Genomic DNA, 18,707 nt, shown 5'->3' on the forward strand with positions numbered 1-18,707 from the left:
GAGCACGAGCGGCGCACGTTCGCGGACGCCGAGGCCGACCGCGAGGAGCGGGCCGAGAACCCCGCACCGCGGGGTGCCCGGCTCTCTTTCCTGGGGCGAGGGTAGGGAAAACCCTCGTTCTGATCGCGGAACCGCGAACAGGGACCCCCGCGGCACTAGGCTTTCTCACAGCGAGTGCTCCCCCCTGCGCCCATGCCGCAGCCGCCGGGATTCTGCAACTGGATTTTCATCCCACTCGCGTTCGGTATACGAACATTCGCGACCGATAGATGTGTAACAAGTCCGTTTCGCAGGGATCTTTCTGCTGACCGTTTGTCCGGATTTTGGAAGATGTACGCCGAAGGTGTGATCGAACCGAGACCTTGTGAGTGTGGTTCGGCCATGGCGGATGGCAGATAGTTAGGCGCGTAGAGCTCGGATCAACGGGTCATGCGCTGGACGTGGCGTCGACTTGCGAGCGCGGGGAGTGCACCTCACGGTTTCAGGCGCCGGTGACGGCGAAGTGTCGTGTGCTCCCCTCCGCGGTGAATCAATGGACTCATGAGGAGGAGCCCCATGCGTGGTGCCAAGAGCGCCAAGTGGGTTGCGATAGCTGCCGTTGTGGCGCTGGGTGCGACGGCCTGTGGTGGCGGCGGGGACGACACCAGCTCGGGCAAGGGCAAGGGCAACGGCGTGGTCTCGGTGGAGATCGGCGAACCGCAGAACAGCCTGGTTCCCACCAACACGTACGAGACCGAGGGCGGCCAGGTCATCAACGCCCTCTTCACGGGTCTGACCAAGCTTGACGCCGACAACAAGGTCGTCAACGCCATGGCCGAGTCGATCGAGACCAAGGACAACAAGGTCTGGACGATCAAGCTCAAGTCCGGCTACACGTTCCACAACGGCGAGAAGGTGACCGCCCAGTCCTTCGCCGACGCGTGGAACTACGGCGCGAACCAGACCAACGCGCAGCAGACCAACCCGCTGTTCAGCCACATCGCGGGCTACGCGGACCTGAACCCGGGCCAGGGCAAGAAGCCCAAGACCGACAAGCTGTCCGGTCTGAAGGTCGTCGACGACAACACCCTCCAGGTCACCCTGAACGGTCCGTTCTCGGCGTTCCCCTCGCAGCTGTCCTTCACCGCGTTCGTCCCGCTGCCCAAGGCGTTCTTCAAGGACCCGAAGGGCTTCGGCGAGGCTCCGATCGGCAACGGCCCCTTCCAGATGAAGGGCACGTTCAAGCACAACGAAGAGATCGACGTCACGAAGTACGCCAAGTACCCGGACGCCTCGAAGATCGAGGTCAAGGGCGTCAACTTCAAGATCTACTCGAACCTGGACACCGCCTACAAGGACGTCGTCGCGGGCAACCTCGACACCCTGCTGACGATCCCCACCTCGGGTCTCCCGACGTACCACAAGGACCTCGCGGGCCGTTACGTCGACCAGCCCGACTCGGCCGTCGGTTACATCGGTTTCCCGATCAAGTACAACAAGGCCTTCCAGAACGCGGACCTGCGCAAGGCCATCTCCATGTCGATCGACCGCAAGACGATCTCGGACAAGGTCTTCCTCGGTTCCCGTACCCCCGCGGACGACTACATCAGCCCGATCATCGACGGCTACCGCAAGGGCGCCTGCGGCGACGCGTGCACCTACAACCCGACCAAGGCCAAGGAGCTCTACAAGCAGAGCGGCGGCCTGCCGGGCAACACGCTGGAGATCGGCTACAACGCGGACGGCGGCCACAAGGAGTGGGTCGAGGCCGTCTCGAACCAGATCCAGCAGGCGCTCGGCGTCAAGGTGACGGCCAAGCCGTTCGAGCAGTTCCAGACGATCCTCAACGCCCTGGACGCCAAGAAGTACCAGGGCGCGTTCCGGATGGCCTGGAGCATGGACTACCCGGACATGGAGGACTACCTCCGTCCGGTCTTCTCCAAGGACGCCATCGCCAACGGCTCGAACTACTCCGGCTACGTCAACGAGAACTTCGAGAAGCTGCTCGTCCAGGGTGACCAGGCCCCGACGCACGAAGAGGCCGTCAAGAAGTACCAGCAGGCCGACGACGTCCTCCTCAAGGACCTGCCGTACATCCCGGTGTACTTCTACACCCTGAACACGGGCTTCAGCGACAAGATCAAGTCGATGAAGATCGCCGGTCACCAGATCCTGTGGGACACGGTCAAGCTCAGCTGACCTGGTTCTGAGCAGTTCTGACACAGAGCGGTACGGGGTGAGCAGGGGGAGGAACGACCTTCCCCTGCTCACTCCTGCTGCCGTCTCCCGTCCGACCGTGCCGATCCCCTCCGGTCGCGGTCGGGTCGAGCACCCCCTCTGGAGTACCCATGGGCCGATACGTCGTGCGCCGCCTCCTGCAGGTGATCCCTGTGGTGATAGGCGTCACGTTCATCATCTTCTGCCTGGTCTTCGCTCTGCCCGGCGACCCGATCCAGGCACTGGCCGGCGACAAGCGCGCCGACCCCAACATCGCGGCGATCATTCGCGCGCACTACCACCTCAACGAGCCGCTGTACCAGCAGTACTGGCACTACATCAGCGGCGTGTTCACCGGCGACCTCGGTGAGACGTACAACGGACGTGCCATCTCGGACATCGTCTCCCAGCGGTTCCCCGTCACCCTGAAGCTGGGTCTGACGGCGTTCGCCATCGAGGCCGTCATCGGCATCCTCGCCGGCATCTTCTCCGCCCTGAAGCGGGGCAAGTTCCTCGACAACGTCGTGCTGATCTCGACGCTCGTCCTGATCTCGATCCCCGTCTTCGTGCTCGGCAGCGTGCTCCAGCTGGAGTTCGGTGTGAACCTCAAGGCCACACCGGTCGCCGGCATCGAGAAGGGCTGGCCGCAGAGCTACATCCTCCCGGCCATCGTGCTCGCCTCGACCTCCATGGCCTACATCGCCCGCCTGGTGCGCACCAGCATGACCGAGTCCAACCGCGCGGACTACGTCCGGACCGCGGTGGCCAAGGGTCTGCCGCGGTGGCGGGTCATCGGTGTGCACTCGCTGCGCAACTCACTGATCCCGGTGGTCACCTTCCTCGGCTTCGACCTGGGCTCCCTCATGGGCGGTGCCATCATCACCGAGCGCGTGTTCAACCTGCCCGGCATCGGCGGTCAGCTGGCCCAGTCCGTGTATCTGCGGGAACGGCCGGTCGTGGTCGGTCTGGTGACCCTGCTCGTCCTGATCTACCTGGTCGCCAACCTCCTCGTAGACCTGCTGTACGCCGTGCTCGACCCGAGGATTCGCTATGAGTGAGAAGACGATAGAGAGGCCCACCACCGACGAGGCCGCCATCGCCAAGGAGATCGAGGCCGAGGAGAAGGCCGCGGCCCGGCAGGCGAGCCTGCTCAAGGACGGCTGGGCGGACCTGCGCAAGCGGCCCATGTTCCTGGTGACGGCCTTCATCATCGTGTGCCTGCTCGCCCTGGCGATCGCGCCCAGCCTGTTCACGGGCCGTTCCCCGTTCTCGGACGGCTTCTGCCAGCTCCAGAACTCCATGAACGGACCGTCGTCCGGGCACCTCTTCGGCTACGACGTCCAGGGCTGCGACATCTACACGCGTACCGTGTACGGCACCCGCAACTCGATCGTCGTCGGTGTGGTCACGACCGTGGTCACCACGCTGATCGGCGGTCTGCTGGGCATGCTGTCCGGTCTGGTCGGCGGCTGGGTCGACGCGCTGCTGTCCCGCGTCACCGAGGTGTTCTCCGCCCTGCCGCTGATCGTCGGCGGTCTGCTGATCATGTCGATCTGGGGCGGCGGCGACGTGTGGTCGGTGTCGTTCATCATGGCGATCCTCGGCTGGCCGCAGGTCTTCCGGATCATGCGCGGCGAGGTCATCGGCAACAAGTACAACGACTACGTGATGGCGGCCAGGGCGCTGGGCGCGGACTCGGGACGGATCGCCTTCCGGCACATCCTGCCGAACACACTCGCCCCCGTCATCGTCATCACCACCATGAACCTGGGCGTCTACATCGCCGCCGAGGCCGCCCTGTCCTACCTGGGCATCGGCATCCAGTACCCGAACATCTCCTGGGGCGTCATGATCAGCGACGCCCAGGACCGGTTCCTGACCAGCCCGCACGCGCTGCTGTTCCCGGCAGGTGCGCTGAGCCTCACCGTGCTGGCCTTCATCGTGCTCGGCGACGTGGTTCGCGACGCCTTCGACCCCAAGATGCGCTGAGGGAGGCGTACGTGACCATCATCGACCCGACGGACGCCGTCCCGGCCCCGCGCCCCGGCGACCCCGAGCGCACCGGCCCCCTGCTCGAAGTGCGTGATCTGCACGTCGAGTTCCAGACCCGCGAGGGCGTGGTCCGCGCCGTCAACGGCGTCAACTACTCCGTGAACTCCGGGGAGACGCTCGCCGTGCTCGGCGAGTCCGGCTCCGGGAAGTCCGTGACCGCGCAGGCGATCATGGGCATCCTCGACATGCCGCCGGCCCGCATCCCCCAGGGCGAGATCCGCTTCTACGGCCAGGACATGCTCACCATGTCCGACGAGGAGCGGCGCAAGCTGCGCGGCGCCCGGATCGCGATGATCTTCCAGGACGCCCTCTCCTCGCTGAACCCGGTGCTCTCCGTGGGCTACCAGCTCGGCGAGATGTTCCGCGTCCACCAGGGCATGTCCAAGAAGGACGCCAAGGCCAAGGCCATCGAGCTGATGGACCGGGTGAAGATCCCGGCCGCCGCGGCCCGGGTGAACGACTACCCGCACCAGTTCTCCGGCGGTATGCGCCAGCGCATCATGATCGCGATGGCGCTCGCCCTGGAACCGGACCTGATCATCGCCGACGAGCCCACGACGGCCCTCGACGTGACCGTCCAGGCCCAGGTCATGGACCTGCTCGCGGAACTCCAGCGCGAGTACCAGATGGGCCTGATCCTCATCACCCACGACCTCGGCGTCGTGGCGGACGTGGCCGACAAGATCGCCGTGATGTACGCGGGCCGGATCGTGGAGACCGCTCCGGTGCACGAGCTGTACAAGCGGCCCGCGCACCCCTACACCCGGGGCCTGCTGGACTCGATCCCGCGCCTGGACCAGAAGGGCCAGGAGCTCTACGCCATCAAGGGCCTGCCGCCCAACCTGCTCAAGGTGCCCAGCGGCTGTGCCTTCAACCCGCGCTGTGACAGGGCGCAGGACATCTGCCGCACGGACCGTCCGCTGCTGGTCCCGGTGACCGAGGCGGACGGCACGGAACTGCCGGGCCGCGCCAGTGCGTGCCACTTCTGGAAGGAGACGATCAGTGGCTGAGTCGACCAAGGCCGGCGAGCCGGTGGACGCGACGCCCAACGTCTCCGACGTGGAGGTCACGGACGTCCACTCCGAGGCCGAGGCGGTGGCCGCCCTGGACGCTCCGGTGGACCGGGGCGAGCCGATCCTCCAGGTGCGCAACCTGGTCAAGCACTTCCCGCTGACCCAGGGCATCGTCTTCAAGCGGCAGATCGGCGCGGTGAAGGCCGTCGACGGCGTCACCTTCGACCTCTACCAGGGCGAGACCCTGGGGGTCGTGGGCGAGTCCGGCTGCGGCAAGTCGACGGTGGCCAAGCTCCTGATGAACCTGGAGCAGGCGACGGCCGGCGAGATCTTCTACAAGGGCCAGGACATCACCAGGCTCTCCGGCCGGGCGCTCAAGGCGGTCCGCCGGAACATCCAGATGATCTTCCAGGACCCGTACACCTCGCTCAACCCCCGGATGACGGTCGGCGACATCATCGGCGAGCCCTTCGACATCCACCCCGAGGTGGCTCCCAAGGGTGACCGGCGCAACCGGGTCAAGGAGCTGCTGGACGTCGTCGGCCTGAACCCCGAGTACATCAACCGGTACCCGCACCAGTTCTCCGGCGGCCAGCGCCAGCGCATCGGCATCGCGCGCGGCCTGGCGCTCAACCCGGAGATCATCATCTGCGACGAGCCGGTGTCCGCGCTGGACGTGTCCGTCCAGGCACAGGTCATCAACCTGATGGAGAAGCTGCAGGACGAGTTCAACCTCTCCTACATCTTCATCGCGCACGACCTGTCGATCGTCCGGCACATCTCGGACCGGGTCGGGGTCATGTACCTCGGCAAGATCGCCGAGATCGGCTCCGACGAGCAGATCTACGAGCACCCGACGCACCCCTACACCCAGGCGCTGCTGTCGGCCGTGCCGGTGCCGGACCCGCAGGACCGTGAGCAGCGCGAGCGGATCATCCTGACCGGCGACGTGCCGTCCCCGGCCAACCCGCCGTCCGGCTGCCGCTTCCGCACCCGGTGCTGGAAGGCCCAGGACAAGTGCGTCGAGGAGGCCCCGCTGCTCGCCATCCCCGAGCGCTTCAAGGGCGTGGACTCCCCGGCGGCCCACGAGTCTGCCTGCCACTTCGCCGAGGAGAAGGACGTCGTCCACGCGGCCTGACACCCCGGCAGCACCGCCACGGTTCCCGGTACCCCCGCAGGGGTACCGGGAACCGTCGTGTTCCGGGCGGCGACCACGGGTGGGGGAGCCATCGGACCGGCGCCGACGCACGCCGTGATCCGGGACGGGGGGCCGGGTGCCGACGCATGCCGGGATCCGGGACGGGGGGCCGGGTGCCGACGCATGCCGTGATCCGGGACGGGGGGCCGGGTGCCGACGCATGCCGTGATCCGGGACGGGGGGCCGGGTGCCGACGCACGCCGGGATCCGGGACCGGGGGGCCGGGTGCCGACTCACGCCGGGTGCCCCGCCCGTGCCCAGTGGCAGGCCGCCCGGTGGGCGCCCGTGCCGGGCAGCACCTCCGGGTCCTCGCCGCGGCAGGCGTCCGCGACGCCCGCGCGGTCCGCCGCGCCGCTCGCCAGGACCTGGCAGCGGGCGTGGAAGCGGCAGCCCGGGGGGATGCGGGAGGGGTCGGGGGGTTCGCCGGTCAGCACCACGGGCTCGCCCGGCGCCTCCGGCAGTACCGACAACAGCGCCTGCGTGTACGGGTGCCGGGAAGCCGTCAGGACCTGTTCGACGTCCCCCGTCTCCACGATCCGCCCCAGGTACATCACCGCGACCCGGTCGGCGATGTTCCAGGCCAGACCCAGGTCGTGGGTGACCACCAGGGCGGCCAGGCCCAGTTCGGCGCGCAGCCGCAGCAGCAGGGCCAGGATCTCGCCGCGCACGGAGGAGTCGAGGGAGGCCACCGGCTCGTCGGCGATGATCAGTTCGGGTGCGAGGACGAGCGCGCCCGCGATCACCACGCGCTGGCGCTGCCCCCCGGACAGCTCGTGCGGGTAGCGCAGGAAGAAGCGTTCCGGCGGCCGCAGTCCCGCGTGGGCGAGGGCCTCGGCGACCGCCGCCCGCTCGTCGCCGGTACGGCCGTGGATCCGCAGTCCCTCGGCCACCGCTTCGTACACCGTGTGCCGGGGATTCAGCGAGCCGGTCGGATCCTGGAGCACCAGCTGGACCCGGCCGCGGTACGCCTTCAGCGCCCTCGTGGAGTACTCCAGGGGCTTGCCCGCGAAGGTGATCCGGCCGTCGGACGGCCGCACCAGGCCGAGCAGCGAGCGCGCCAGCGTCGTCTTGCCGCAGCCCGACTCGCCGACCAGCGCGACGATCTCACCCGGCCGGATGTCCAGTTCGACGCCGTCCACGGCCCGCGCCCCGGGGGCGCCGCGCCGTCCGGGGAAGACCACGTGCAGCCCCTGGGCGCTCAGCAGCGGCGGTGGCGGCGGTGTCGTCGTCATGGAGCGCTCCTCGTGTCCTCGGCCGCCGCGGCCGGTCCCGGCACCGCCGCCCCCACGTGCACACAGGCGGCCCGGCGCTCCGGCCCGGCGTCCCGCAGCGCCTGGTCCCGCGTGGCGCACACGTCCAGCGCCACCGGACAGCGCGGATGGAACGCGCAGCCCGCTGGTGGCGCCGCCGGGTCGGGCGGGTCGCCGGGCAGGCCGCGCGGTGCGAAGCGGGAGGCGGGGTCGCCGATCCGCGGGAACGCCGCCGACAGCGCCCTGGCGTACGGGTGCCGGGCGTCCTCGTACACCCGGCGGGCGGGGCCCTCTTCGACGACGCGGCCCGCGTACATCACCGCGAGCCGGTCGCAGGTGCCGGCGAGCACCGCCAGGTCATGGCTGATCATGATCAGGCCCACGTCCTGCTCCGCCACCAGCTGCTGGATGAGCCGCAGGATCTGCGCCTGCACCATCACGTCCAGGGCGGTGGTCGGCTCGTCGGCGACGATCAGCAGTGGGTCGCACGCCAGCGCCATGGCGATCATCACGCGCTGGCGCTGCCCGCCCGACAGCTCGTGCGGGTACGCGGCCGCCCGGGACGCCGGCAGGCCCACGTGCTCCAGCAGCTCGCCGGCCCGCCGCCGGGCCGCGGCCGCCGTGGCCCCGTCGTGCAGCAGGACCGGCTCGGCGATCTGGTCGCCGACCCGGTGCACCGGGTTCAGCGAGTGCATCGCCCCCTGGAAGACGATCGAGGCACCCGCCCAGCGCACCGCCCGCAGCCGCCCCCAGCGCATGGTCAGCACGTCCTCCCCGTCCAGCAGGACCTGCCCGGAGACACGCGTACCGGCCGGCAGCAGCCTGAGCAGCGCGAGCGCCAGCGACGACTTCCCGCAGCCCGACTCGCCCGCGACGCCGAGCCCCCGGCCCGCCGCCAGCGAGAGGTCCACGCCCCGCACCGCGGCCGCTCCGCCGGGGTAGGTCACCTTCAGGTCCCGGACCTCCAGCAGGGTCAACGGGCCACCTCCAGCCTGGGGTCGAGGACGGACTCCACCGCGCGCCCGCACAGCGTGAACGCCAGCGCGACCGCCGCGATCGCGAGGCCCGGCGGGATCAGGTACCACCAGTCCCCGGCGCTGACCGCGCCCGCCTCCCGCGCGTCCTGCAGCAGCCCGCCCCAGGAGACGACCGTCGGGTCACCGAGGCCGAGGAAGGCCAGCGTCGCCTCGGCCAGGATGGACGAGGAGATCATCAGCGTGGTCTGGGCGAGGATCAGCGGCAGCACGTTCGGCAGCACGTGCCGGGTCATGACGTGCCAGTGACCGCCGCCCAGCGCCCTGGCCCGTTCGATGTAGGGGCGGGACTCCACCGCGAGTGTCTGCGCGCGGACCAGACGGGCCGTCGTCGGCCAGGAGGTGATGCCGATGGCGAGGATCACCGTGCCCAGCGACCGGGACATCACGGTGGCCAGCGCGACGGCGAGGACCAGGGCGGGCATCACCAGGAACCAGTCCGTGATCCGCATCAGCACCGTCGCGTACGCCCCGCGGAAGTGCCCGGCGGTGATGCCGACGACCGCGCCGATCACGACGGACAGCACCGCGGCCAGCAGCCCGACCAGGAGGGAGACCCGCGAGCCCCAGACGACCAGGCCCAGCAGGTCACGTCCGAACCGGTCGGTGCCCAGCGGGAACGCGCCGCTCGGCGCCTGCAGTGGACTGCCCGGCGCGTCGGTCACCCCGGTCACCCCGGACCCCACGGTCAGCGGCGCGGTCAGCGCCACCAGGGCGAACAGGACCAGCGCGGCCAGTCCGGCCAGCCCGGCGCGACGGGTCCGGTACCGCCGGACGAACCGTACGACGGAGCGGCGCCGACGCTGCCGGAGCAGCGCGCGGGAGCCACCGGCGGGCGTGGTGTCGGCCGTCATCGGCCCACCCGGGGGTCGAGCAGGGGGTAGAGGAGGTCGGCCAGCGTGTTCATGATGATCACCGCCGAGGCGAAGAAGAGGAAAAGTCCCTGCACCAGGGGCAGGTCGGGCACGCTCAGCGCCTGGTAGAAGAGGCCGCCCAGGCCGGGCCAGGAGAAGACGGTCTCGACCAGGATGACGCCCGCGACGGTCCGGCCGAGGTTGACGAAGACCAGGGTGACCGTGGGCAGCAGCGCGTTCGGAACCGCGTGCCTGCGGCGCACCAGGTCGTCCCGCAGCCCCTTGGCGCGGGCGGTGGTGAGGTAGTCGCCGCCCATCTCGGCCAGCAGCGCCGAGCGGGTGACCAGCAGCGTCTGCCCGTACTCGACCGCGACCAGGGTGAGCACCGGCAGCACGAGGTGGTGGGCCACGTCCAGGACGCGGGCGAAGCCCTCCGTGCCGCCCGACTCCATGCCGCCCGTCGGGAAGAGCCCCGGAACGGGCCCGAGGCCCACCCCGAACACGATGACGGCCAGCAGGCCCAGCCAGAACGACGGGACGGAGTACAGGGTCAGCGCCAGACCGGTGTGGAGGCGGTCGCCGAGCCGGCCGTGCCGCCAGGCGGAGCGGGTGCCGAGGAACACACCGAGCGCGGTGTAGATCACGAAGGCCGTGCCGGTCAGCAGCAGGGTGTTCGGCAGCGCCTCGCCGATCTTGTCGACCACCGGGGTGTGGAACTGGTACGAGGTGCCCAGGTCGCCGGTGAGCGCCTTGCGGCAGTAGTCCGTGAACTGCTCCCACAACGGCAGGTCGAGTCCGAACTCCTTGCGGTATTGGGCGAGTTGGGCGGCCGAGATCGGCCGGCCGCCCGTCATGGTCCGGACCGGGTCGCCGGGGATCAGCCGGAAGAGGAAGAAGCCGGTGACGAGGACGGCGAGCAGCGACACCACGGCGCCGCCCGCCTTGCCCGCGCCGTAGCGCAGGTACGCGGCGGTCGTGCGCGCCCGCGGTCCGCGCGGCGGCGGACCGGCCGGAACCGGTTCGCCGGACGGCCCGGACGGCACGGACGGCACGGACGGCGTGGGCGGCGTGGGCGGCGTGGGCGGCCCGGACGGCGTGGGCGGCGTGGGCGGCCCGGACGGCGTGGGCGGCACGGACGGCCCGGACGGCACGGACGGCGTGGGCGGCACGGACGGCGTGGGCGGCGTGGGCGGCACGGACGGCGTGGGCGGCCCGGACGGCACGGACGGCGTGGGCGGCGTGGGCGGCCCGGACGGCGTGGGCGGCCCGGATGGCGTGTCGGGAGCGGGCGGCGGGTCGGGAGCGGTCGGCTGCACGGGCTACTCGCGGTCGTCCGCCGTGGCGCGCCGGCGCCTCGCGAGGTACACCCCGCCGCCGGCCAGGACCACCACCCCCGCGACGACCCCGACCACGACGCCGGTCGAGCCGCCGTCCGAGGAGCCCGTGGAGTCGGCCGGCACCGCCGACCACCAGCTCCAGTAGCCGTCCTGTCCGTAGATGTTGCCGGCGGCCCTGGGCATCGTCTCGATCGACTTGATCTGGTCGGTGCGGTAGGCCTCGACGGCGTTCGGGTACGCCATGACGTTGATGTACCCCAGGTCGTACAGCCGTGACTCCATCTGTCTGACCAGGGCGGCCCGTTCGGCGGAGTCGTACGCGGCGAGCTGCCGGGCGTACAGGCCGTCGTACGTCCGGTCGCAGACGAAGTCGTCGGTCGGGCCGGTGTCCTTCGGGGTGGCGGGCAGGGCGCCGCAGGTGTGGATGGACAGCACGTAGTCCGGGTCGGGGTTGACGGACCAGCCGTCGAAGGCGAGGTCGAACCGGCCGGCCAGCCAGGGGTCGGTGACGTTGTCCAGGCAGTCGAGGGTCATGCCGATGCCGAGCTTGGCCCACCACTCCTTGAGGTACTGGCCCACGGCCTTGTCGTTGGGGTCGGTGGCGTGGCACAGAACGCGGTAGTCCAGCGGCCTGCCGTCCTTGCCGACCCGCTTGCCGTCGGCGTTCTTCCGGTAGCCCGCCTGGTCGAGGAGGCGGCCGGCCGCCGCGGGGTCGTAGGCGAGTTCCTGGCGCGCGGACGGCTTCCAGAAGTACGAGGTGAAGCGCGGCGGGATGTAGCCCTGGCCCTCGGCCGCGTGTCCCTGGAACACCTTGTCGACGATGGCCTTCCGGTCGACGGCCATGAACAGCGCGTGCCGCACCCGTACGTCGAGCAGGGAGGGGTCGCCGTCGCCGAACCTCTGGCCGTTCCTCGCGCGGGCGCCGGGGTTGGTGGCGAGGGCGTAGAAGCGGCGGCCGGGGGCGTCGTTGACGTGGATGTCCTTGCGGCCCTGGAGCGAGGACGCCTGGGCGGGCGTCAGGGCCGGTGCGCCCGCGACGAAGGAGACCTCGCCCTTGCGCAGGGCGGCCACGGCGGCGTCCTGGTCCTTGTAGTACCGGAAGACCAACTCGTCGAACTTCGGGGCGCCGCGCCAGAAGTGCTTGTTGGCCCGGAACCGGACGTAGCTGTCGGCCCGGTAGCCGGTGAGGACGAACGGCCCGTCGCCGACGACGGGGAGACCGCTGTCGTTGTTGAACTTCGAGAAGTCCGAGACGTTCTTCCAGATGTGCTCGGGCACGATCGGCACGTCCAGCGCGGTCATCGTGGCCTGCGGCTTCTTCAGCGTGATGACCAGTTCGGTGGGGCTCGGCGCCGTCACCTTGCGGAAGTTGGTGACGAAGTTGCCGTTCGCGGTGGCGGCCGCCGGGTCGGTCATCAGCTTGTCGAACGTCCACGCCGCGTCCTCGGCGGTCACCCGCTGCCCGTCCGACCACCTCGCGTCGGAGCGGATCGTGTACGTCCAGGTGAGCTTGTCGGCGGACGCGGACCACCTGGTGGCCAGACCGGGGACCGGGTGCGCGTCCCCGGGGTCGTAGTCGGTGAGGTACTCGTACATCAGCCGCTGGACGCTGGTGCTGAGCAGCCGCATGGCCAGGAAGGGGCTCAGCGAGTCGACGCTCTGGGCGACCGCGACGGTGAGCACCTTGTCGCCGGTGGCGGCCGACGCCTGTTGGGGTAACGGGTCGAGCGGGGTCGCGAGCACCGCCGAGAAGGTCAGGGCCAGGGCGCCGGCGGCCGCCACCGGCCGGGGCGCACGCAGTCGGGGGCCTATCGGGTGTGAACGTCGTGCGCGGTACTGGGCTTGTGGGCTCATGGGGGGTGACCTCGCGTCATCGCTCGCACAGTTACGGCTCGTTCGGAGTCCGGGTGTGTCTATCAGCGGTCCCGAGGGTGCGTCAACGGCGCGTGGGGCTGGTGTGGCCTGCATAAAAGGCGGCACCACCCCTTCGGGTGGGTCCTGCTGCGGATGGGCGAAGCGAATATGCGGTATGCACCGTTTCTGATGATATTGACCGGTAAGGGAGCGGTAGGAGACCACCCTGCACGGAGGAGGCACGCCATGCGTTCAGCGACGCACGCCCGGGGGGCGGTCTGCGCGGTGGTGGTGGCGCTGACCGCCACGGCCTGCGGGGGCGGCGGCGGTGGCGGCGGCCAGAGCGGCGTGCTGAGCTCCTCCTGGGGTGACCCCCAGAACCCCCTGGAGCCCGCCAACACCAACGAGGTCCAGGGCGGCAAGGTCCTCGACATGATCTTCCGGGGGCTGAAGAAGTACGACCCGAAGACCGGCAAGGCCCAGAACATGCTCGCCGAGAAGATCGACACGAGCGACTCGCAGAACTACACGATCACCCTCAAGGACGGCTGGACCTTCTCCAACGGCGAGAAGGTGACCGCCAAGTCCTTCGTCGACGCCTGGAACTACGGGGCGAGCCTGCGGAACAACCAGAAGAACGCCTACTTCTTCGGCTACATCCAGGGCTACGACAAGGTCCATCCGGACAGCGGCTCGCAGAGCGCCGACACCCTCTCCGGACTGAAGGTCGTCGACGACAGGACGTTCACCGTCAAGCTCAACCAGAAGTTCTCCAGCTTCCCCGACACCCTCGGCTACGCGGCCTTCGTGCCGCTGCCCCGGGCCTTCTTCACCGACCACGCCGGCTGGCTGAAGCAGCCGGTCGGCGACGGGCCGTACGCCATCGAGTCGTACACGAAGGGCTCGCAGATGAACCTGAGGAAGTGGGCCCTGTACCCGGGGGACGACAAGGCGCGGAACGACGGCGTGACCCTCAAGGTCTACACCGACAGCGACACCGCCTACACCGACCTGATCGCCGGCAACCTCGACCTCGTCGACGACGTGCCCGCCACGCAGCTGAAGAACGTCAAGGCCGACCTCGCCGGCCGCTACATCAACACCCCGGCCGGCATCATCCAGACCCTCGCCTTCCCCTACTACGACGGCGCCTGGAACAGGAGCGGCGCGGAGAAGGTCCGCACCGGCCTGTCCATGGCCATCGACCGCAAGCAGATCACCGACACCATCTTCCACCACACCCGCACCCCCGCCAGCGACTGGACGTCGCCGGTGCTCGGCGCCGAGGGCGGCTTCAAGGAGGGGCTGTGCGGGAGCGCCTGCGACTACGACCCGGCCCAGGCCAAGAAGCTGGTCCAGGAGGGCGGGGGGCTGCCGGGCGGCCAGGTCAAGATCACGTACAACGCCGACACCGGTTCGCACAGGATGTGGGTGGACGCCGTGTGCAACTCCATCAACAACGCGCTCGGCAACGACAAGGCGTGCGTCGGGAACCCGGTCGGCACGTTCGCCGACTTCCGCAACCAGATCGGGCAGCACAAGATGAGCGGCCCGTTCCGTGCGGGCTGGCAGATGGACTACCCGCTCATCCAGAACTTCCTTCAGCCGCTCTACTACACCAACGCCTCCTCCAACGACGGCAAGTGGTCCAACAAGGACTTCGACAAGCTCGTCGACCGGGCGAACGCCGAGACCGACACCGCCAAGGCCGTCTCCACCTTCCAGCAGGCCGAGGGGGTCGTCCGGGACAACATGGCCGCCATCCCGCTCTGGTACCAGAACGGCAGTGCCGGCTATTCGGACCGGCTGTCGAACGTCGCGCTCAACCCGTTCAGCGTCCCCGTCTACAACGAGATCAAGGTCAGCTGACCGGCATGGGGCGCTACGTGGTCCGGCGGCTGCTCCAGATGATCCCGGTGTTCGTCGGGGCCACGCTGCTGATCTTCCTGATGGTCAACGTCATGGGCGACCCGATCGCCGGACTGTGCGGCGAGCGCGCCTGCGATCCGGCGACCGCCGCCCAGCTGAAGAAGGAGTTCGGACTCGACAGGCCGGTGTGGCAGCAGTACCTGACCTACATGGGGAACGTCTTCACCGGTGACTTCGGTACGGCGTTCAACGGGCAGCCGGTCACCGAGCTGATGGCCACCGCGTTCCCCGTGACCGTCCGGCTGACGGTCGTGGCCATCGTCTTCGAGGTCGTCATCGGCACCACGCTGGGCGTGCTCACCGGGCTGCGCCGCGGCCGGCCCGTCGACACCGGCGTCCTCCTCGCCACCCTGGTCGTGATCTCCGTACCGACCTTCGTCACCGGCCTGCTGCTCCAGCTCCTCCTCGGAGTGGAATGGGGCTGGATCAGACCCTCCGTCTCGCCGGACGCCGGCTTCGGCGAGCTGATCGTGCCCGGTCTCGTGCTCGCCTCGGTGTCCCTCGCCTACGTCACCCGGCTGACCCGGACCTCCATCGCCGAGAACAGACGCAGCGACTACGTCCGTACGGCCGTCGCCAAGGGCCTGCCCCGGCGCCGGGTCGTCTCCCGGCACCTGCTGCGCAACTCCCTCATCCCCGTCGTCACCTTCATCGGCACCGACGTCGGCGCGCTGATGGGCGGCGCCATCGTCACCGAGCGGATCTTCAACATCCACGGCGTCGGCTACCAGCTCTACCAGGGCATCCTGCGGCAGAACACCCAGACGGTGGTCGGCTTCGTGACCGTGCTCGTCCTGGTGTTCCTGGTGGCCAACCTCCTCGTGGACCTCCTCTACGCCGTACTCGACCCGAGGATCCGCTATGCCTGAGCAGCCGTTCGAGCCCGACCGGGCCATCGCGGGCACCGGCGCGGGCGGGGCGATGGACCTCGCCACGACCGAGGCGCGGACGCTGGAGCGGACACCGGGCGGCCCCCTCGGCACCGGCCCGGCCGCCCGCCCCCGCTCGCTGTGGTCCGACGCCTGGCGGGACCTGCGCCGCAACCCGGTCTTCGTCATCTCCGCCCTGGTCATCCTCTTCCTGGTCGTCATCTCCCTGTGGCCGTCCCTGATCGCCTCCGGCAGCCCCCTCCAGTGCGACCTCGCCAAGGCCCAGGAGGGCTCCCAGCCGGGCGCCCCCTTCGGGTACGACGGACAGGGCTGCAACGTCTACACACGGACCGTCTACGGGGCCCGTACGTCCGTCACGGTGGGCGTCTGCGCCACGCTCGGGGTCGCGCTGCTCGGGTCGGTGCTCGGCGGGCTCGCCGGGTTCTTCGGCGGGGGCTGGGACGCGGTCCTGTCCCGGATCACCGACGTCTTCTTCGCGATCCCGGTCGTCCTCGGCGGTCTCGTCCTGCTGTCCGTGGTGACCAGCAACACGGTCTGGCCGGTCATCGGCTTCATGGTGCTGCTCGGCTGGCCGCAGGTCTGCCGGATCGCCCGCGGCTCGGTGATCACCGCCAGACAGAACGACTACGTGCAGGCCGCCCGCGCCCTCGGCGCCTCCCCCTCGCGCATCCTGCTGCGGCACATCGCGCCCAACGCCGTGGCACCCGTGATCGTGGTGGCGACCATCGCGCTCGGTACGTTCATCGCGCTGGAGGCGACCCTGTCGTACCTCGGCGTCGGCCTGAAGCCGCCGAGCGTCTCCTGGGGCATCGACATCTCCGCCGCCTCCCCGTACGTCCGCAACGCGCCGCACGCGCTGCTGTGGCCCTCCGGGGCCCTCGCGATCACCGTCCTGGCCTTCATCATGCTCGGCGACGCGGTGCGCGACGCCCTCGACCCGAAGCTGAGGTGAGCGCCGCCGTGCTGCTCGAAGTGCGGGACCTGCACGTGGAGTTCCGGACCAGGGACGGGGTCGCCAAGGCGGTCAACGGGGTCTCGTACGCCGTCGGCGCGGGCGAGACGCTGGCCGTGCTCGGCGAGTCCGGGTCCGGGAAGTCGGTGACCGCCCAGGCCGTGATGGGGATCCTCGACATGCCGCCGGGGCGGATCAGCGGCGGCGAGATCCTCTTCCAGGGGCGGGACCTGCTGAAGCTGAAGGAGGAGGAGAGGCGGCGGATCCGGGGCGCCGGGATGGCGATGATCTTCCAGGACGCGTTGTCGGCGCTGAACCCCGTGCTGAGCGTGGGCGACCAGCTCGGCGAGATGTTCGTCGTGCACCGGGGCATGTCGAAGAAGGAGGCGCGGGCCACGGCCGTCGAGCTGATGGACCGGGTGCGGATCCCCGCCGCCGCCCAGCGGGTGCGGGACTACCCGCACCAGTTCTCCGGCGGCATGCGCCAGCGCATCATGATCGCCATGGCGCTGGCCCTGGAACCGGACCTGATCATCGCCGACGAGCCGACGACCGCCCTGGACGTCACCGTGCAGGCCCAGGTGATGGACCTGCTCGCGGAGTTGCAGCGCGAGTACCGGATGGGGCTGATCCTCATCACCCACGACCTGGGCGTGGTCGCGGACGTCGCCGACCGCATCGCCGTCATGTACGCGGGACGGATCGTCGAGTCCGCGCCCGTGCACGACCTCTACAAGGCGCCGGCCCACCCCTACACCCGGGGACTGCTCGACTCGATCCCGCGCCTGGACCAGAAGGGCCAGGAGCTCTACGCCATCAAGGGCCTGCCGCCCAACCTCATGGACATCCCTCCGGGGTGCGCCTTCCACCCGCGCTGCCCCATGGCCCAGGACGTGTGCCGCACCGACGAGCCGCCGCTGTACGAGGTGGACCGGCACCGGGGCAGCGCCTGTCACTTCTGGAGGGAGTGCCTCCATGGTTGACGAGGTGGTGGAGCCGATCCTGGAAGTGCGTGGACTGGTCAAGCACTACCCGTTGACCCAGGGCATCCTCTTCAAGAAGCAGGTCGGTGCGGTCAGGGCCGTCGACGGGGTCGACTTCGTGCTCCACAGGGGAGAGACCCTCGGGATCGTCGGGGAGTCGGGCTGCGGCAAGTCGACCCTCGCCAGGATGCTCGTCCATCTCGAGCGGCCGACGGCCGGGTCGATCCTGTACAAGGGCGAGGACATCACCAGGTTGAGCGGGCGGGCCCTGAAGGCGGTCCGCCGCAACATCCAGATGGTCTTCCAGGATCCGTACACCTCGCTCAACCCCCGGATGACCGTCGGCGACATCATCGGCGAGCCCTACGAGATCCACCCCGAGGCCGCCCCCAAGGGCGACCGGCGCAGACGCGTCCAGGAACTGCTGGACGTGGTCGGCCTCAACCCCGAGTACGTCAACCGCTACCCGCACCAGTTCTCCGGCGGCCAGCGGCAGCGCATCGGCATCGCCCGGGGGCTGGCGCTGCGCCCCGAGGTGATCGTCGCCGACGAGCCCGTCTCCGCGCTGGACGTCTCGGTCCAGGCCCAGGTGATCAACCTGCTCGACCGGCTCCAGAACGACTTCGACCTGTCGTACGTCTTCATCGCCCACGACCTGTCGATCGTGCGGCACATCTCGGACCGGGTCGCGGTGATGTACCTCGGGCGGATCGTGGAGACCGGCAGGGACGAGGAGATCTACGACCACCCCACCCACCCCTACACCCAGGCGCTGCTCTCCGCGGTGCCGGTACCGGACCCCGAGGCGCGGGAGCACCGGGAGCGGATCATCCTGAGCGGGGACGTGCCGTCGCCGACGAACGTGCCCTCGGGGTGCCGGTTCCGCACGCGGTGCTGGAAGGCGCAGGAGCGGTGCGCGCGGGAGGTCCCGGCGCTCGCCGTGCCCGCCGCGTTCCGGTCCGCGTCGGGGCCGGCGGCGCACGACTCGGCCTGTCACTTCGCCGAGGAGAAGAGGGTGGTGCCACCGGAGGAACCAGCAGAGGAACCGGCGGAGGAACCGGTGGAGCGGGCGCCGGACGATCTTGTCGACGGGGGTGCATAGCGGGACGTACGGGGTGCAATCGCGTTAACACACAGGCAACTTGGCCGACCCGGTCCCGATATA

At 69.8% G+C, this 18,707-nt stretch carries 15 protein-coding genes; 10 read left to right on the plus strand and 5 right to left on the minus strand.

The annotated features are described in order from the left end of the window. Positions 1-555 precede the first annotated feature (555 nt). The 5 genes from AB0958_RS01115 (at position 556) to AB0958_RS01135 (ending at position 6,399) form a co-directional block, all read left to right on the plus strand. Positions 556-2,178 carry an ABC transporter substrate-binding protein gene (locus tag AB0958_RS01115; protein WP_366888178.1) on the plus strand — a complete coding sequence of 541 codons (1,623 nt, stop codon included), beginning with the start codon at positions 556-558 and terminating at the stop codon, positions 2,176-2,178. A gap of 149 nt (positions 2,179-2,327) precedes the next feature. Beyond that, the gene (locus tag AB0958_RS01120; protein ID WP_366888179.1) at positions 2,328-3,254 is read left to right on the plus strand and encodes an ABC transporter permease; all 927 of its coding nucleotides are present in this window, start codon (positions 2,328-2,330) and stop codon (positions 3,252-3,254) included. After that, positions 3,247-4,185: an ABC transporter permease gene (locus AB0958_RS01125; protein ID WP_366888180.1), complete on the plus strand. Its 939-nt coding sequence runs from the start codon at positions 3,247-3,249 to the stop codon at positions 4,183-4,185. The genes AB0958_RS01120 and AB0958_RS01125 overlap by 8 nt, the downstream gene beginning before the upstream one ends. A gap of 11 nt (positions 4,186-4,196) precedes the next feature. Continuing rightward, a complete protein-coding gene (locus AB0958_RS01130) occupies positions 4,197-5,258 on the plus strand; it encodes an ABC transporter ATP-binding protein (RefSeq protein WP_366888181.1) in 1,062 nt (353 codons plus the stop codon). Next, positions 5,251-6,399, plus strand: coding sequence for a dipeptide ABC transporter ATP-binding protein (locus AB0958_RS01135; RefSeq protein ID WP_366888182.1), 1,149 nt, complete (start codon positions 5,251-5,253; stop codon positions 6,397-6,399). The genes AB0958_RS01130 and AB0958_RS01135 overlap by 8 nt, the downstream gene beginning before the upstream one ends. Positions 6,400-6,692: 293 nt before the next feature. Here AB0958_RS01135 and AB0958_RS01140 read toward each other — a convergent pair whose 3' ends face one another. The 5 genes from AB0958_RS01140 to AB0958_RS01160 form a co-directional block, all read right to left on the minus strand. Then, entirely contained in the window at positions 6,693-7,691 is a 999-nt protein-coding gene (locus AB0958_RS01140; RefSeq protein ID WP_366888183.1) for an ABC transporter ATP-binding protein, read from the minus strand. After that, positions 7,688-8,686, minus strand: coding sequence for an ABC transporter ATP-binding protein (locus AB0958_RS01145; RefSeq protein ID WP_366888184.1), 999 nt, complete (start codon positions 8,684-8,686; stop codon positions 7,688-7,690). The genes AB0958_RS01140 and AB0958_RS01145 overlap by 4 nt, the downstream gene beginning before the upstream one ends. Beyond that, positions 8,683-9,597 (minus strand): ABC transporter permease, encoded by a 915-nt coding sequence (locus tag AB0958_RS01150; RefSeq protein WP_366888185.1) that lies wholly within the window; start codon positions 9,595-9,597, stop codon positions 8,683-8,685. Before AB0958_RS01150 ends, AB0958_RS01145 begins: the two co-directional genes overlap by 4 nt. Further along, positions 9,594-10,640: an ABC transporter permease gene (locus AB0958_RS01155; protein WP_366888186.1), complete on the minus strand. Its 1,047-nt coding sequence runs from the start codon at positions 10,638-10,640 to the stop codon at positions 9,594-9,596. The genes AB0958_RS01150 and AB0958_RS01155 overlap by 4 nt, the downstream gene beginning before the upstream one ends. A 276-nt stretch (positions 10,641-10,916) precedes the next feature. Beyond that, positions 10,917-12,788 (minus strand): peptide ABC transporter substrate-binding protein, encoded by a 1,872-nt coding sequence (locus AB0958_RS01160; protein WP_366888187.1) that lies wholly within the window; start codon positions 12,786-12,788, stop codon positions 10,917-10,919. 246 nt (positions 12,789-13,034) lie between these two features. On the opposite strand from AB0958_RS01160, the gene AB0958_RS01165 reads away from it, so the two are divergent. The 5 genes from AB0958_RS01165 to AB0958_RS01185 are packed head-to-tail and all read left to right on the plus strand — an operon-like array spanning position 13,035 to position 18,644. After that, positions 13,035-14,657 (plus strand): ABC transporter substrate-binding protein, encoded by a 1,623-nt coding sequence (locus tag AB0958_RS01165; protein WP_366888188.1) that lies wholly within the window; start codon positions 13,035-13,037, stop codon positions 14,655-14,657. Between the two features lie 5 nt (positions 14,658-14,662). Then, positions 14,663-15,586 (plus strand): ABC transporter permease, encoded by a 924-nt coding sequence (locus AB0958_RS01170; RefSeq protein ID WP_366888189.1) that lies wholly within the window; start codon positions 14,663-14,665, stop codon positions 15,584-15,586. After that, positions 15,579-16,559: an ABC transporter permease gene (locus AB0958_RS01175; protein WP_366888190.1), complete on the plus strand. Its 981-nt coding sequence runs from the start codon at positions 15,579-15,581 to the stop codon at positions 16,557-16,559. The genes AB0958_RS01170 and AB0958_RS01175 overlap by 8 nt, the downstream gene beginning before the upstream one ends. Positions 16,560-16,567: 8 nt before the next feature. Next, a complete protein-coding gene (locus AB0958_RS01180; protein WP_366888352.1) occupies positions 16,568-17,542 on the plus strand; it encodes an ABC transporter ATP-binding protein in 975 nt (324 codons plus the stop codon). Continuing rightward, entirely contained in the window at positions 17,535-18,644 is a 1,110-nt protein-coding gene (locus tag AB0958_RS01185) for a dipeptide ABC transporter ATP-binding protein (RefSeq protein ID WP_366888191.1), read from the plus strand. The genes AB0958_RS01180 and AB0958_RS01185 overlap by 8 nt, the downstream gene beginning before the upstream one ends. The last annotated feature ends 63 nt before the right edge of the window (positions 18,645-18,707 follow it).

This window comes from Streptomyces sp. NPDC006655 (assembly GCF_040703965.1).
Lineage (GTDB): Bacteria > Actinomycetota > Actinomycetes > Streptomycetales > Streptomycetaceae > Streptomyces.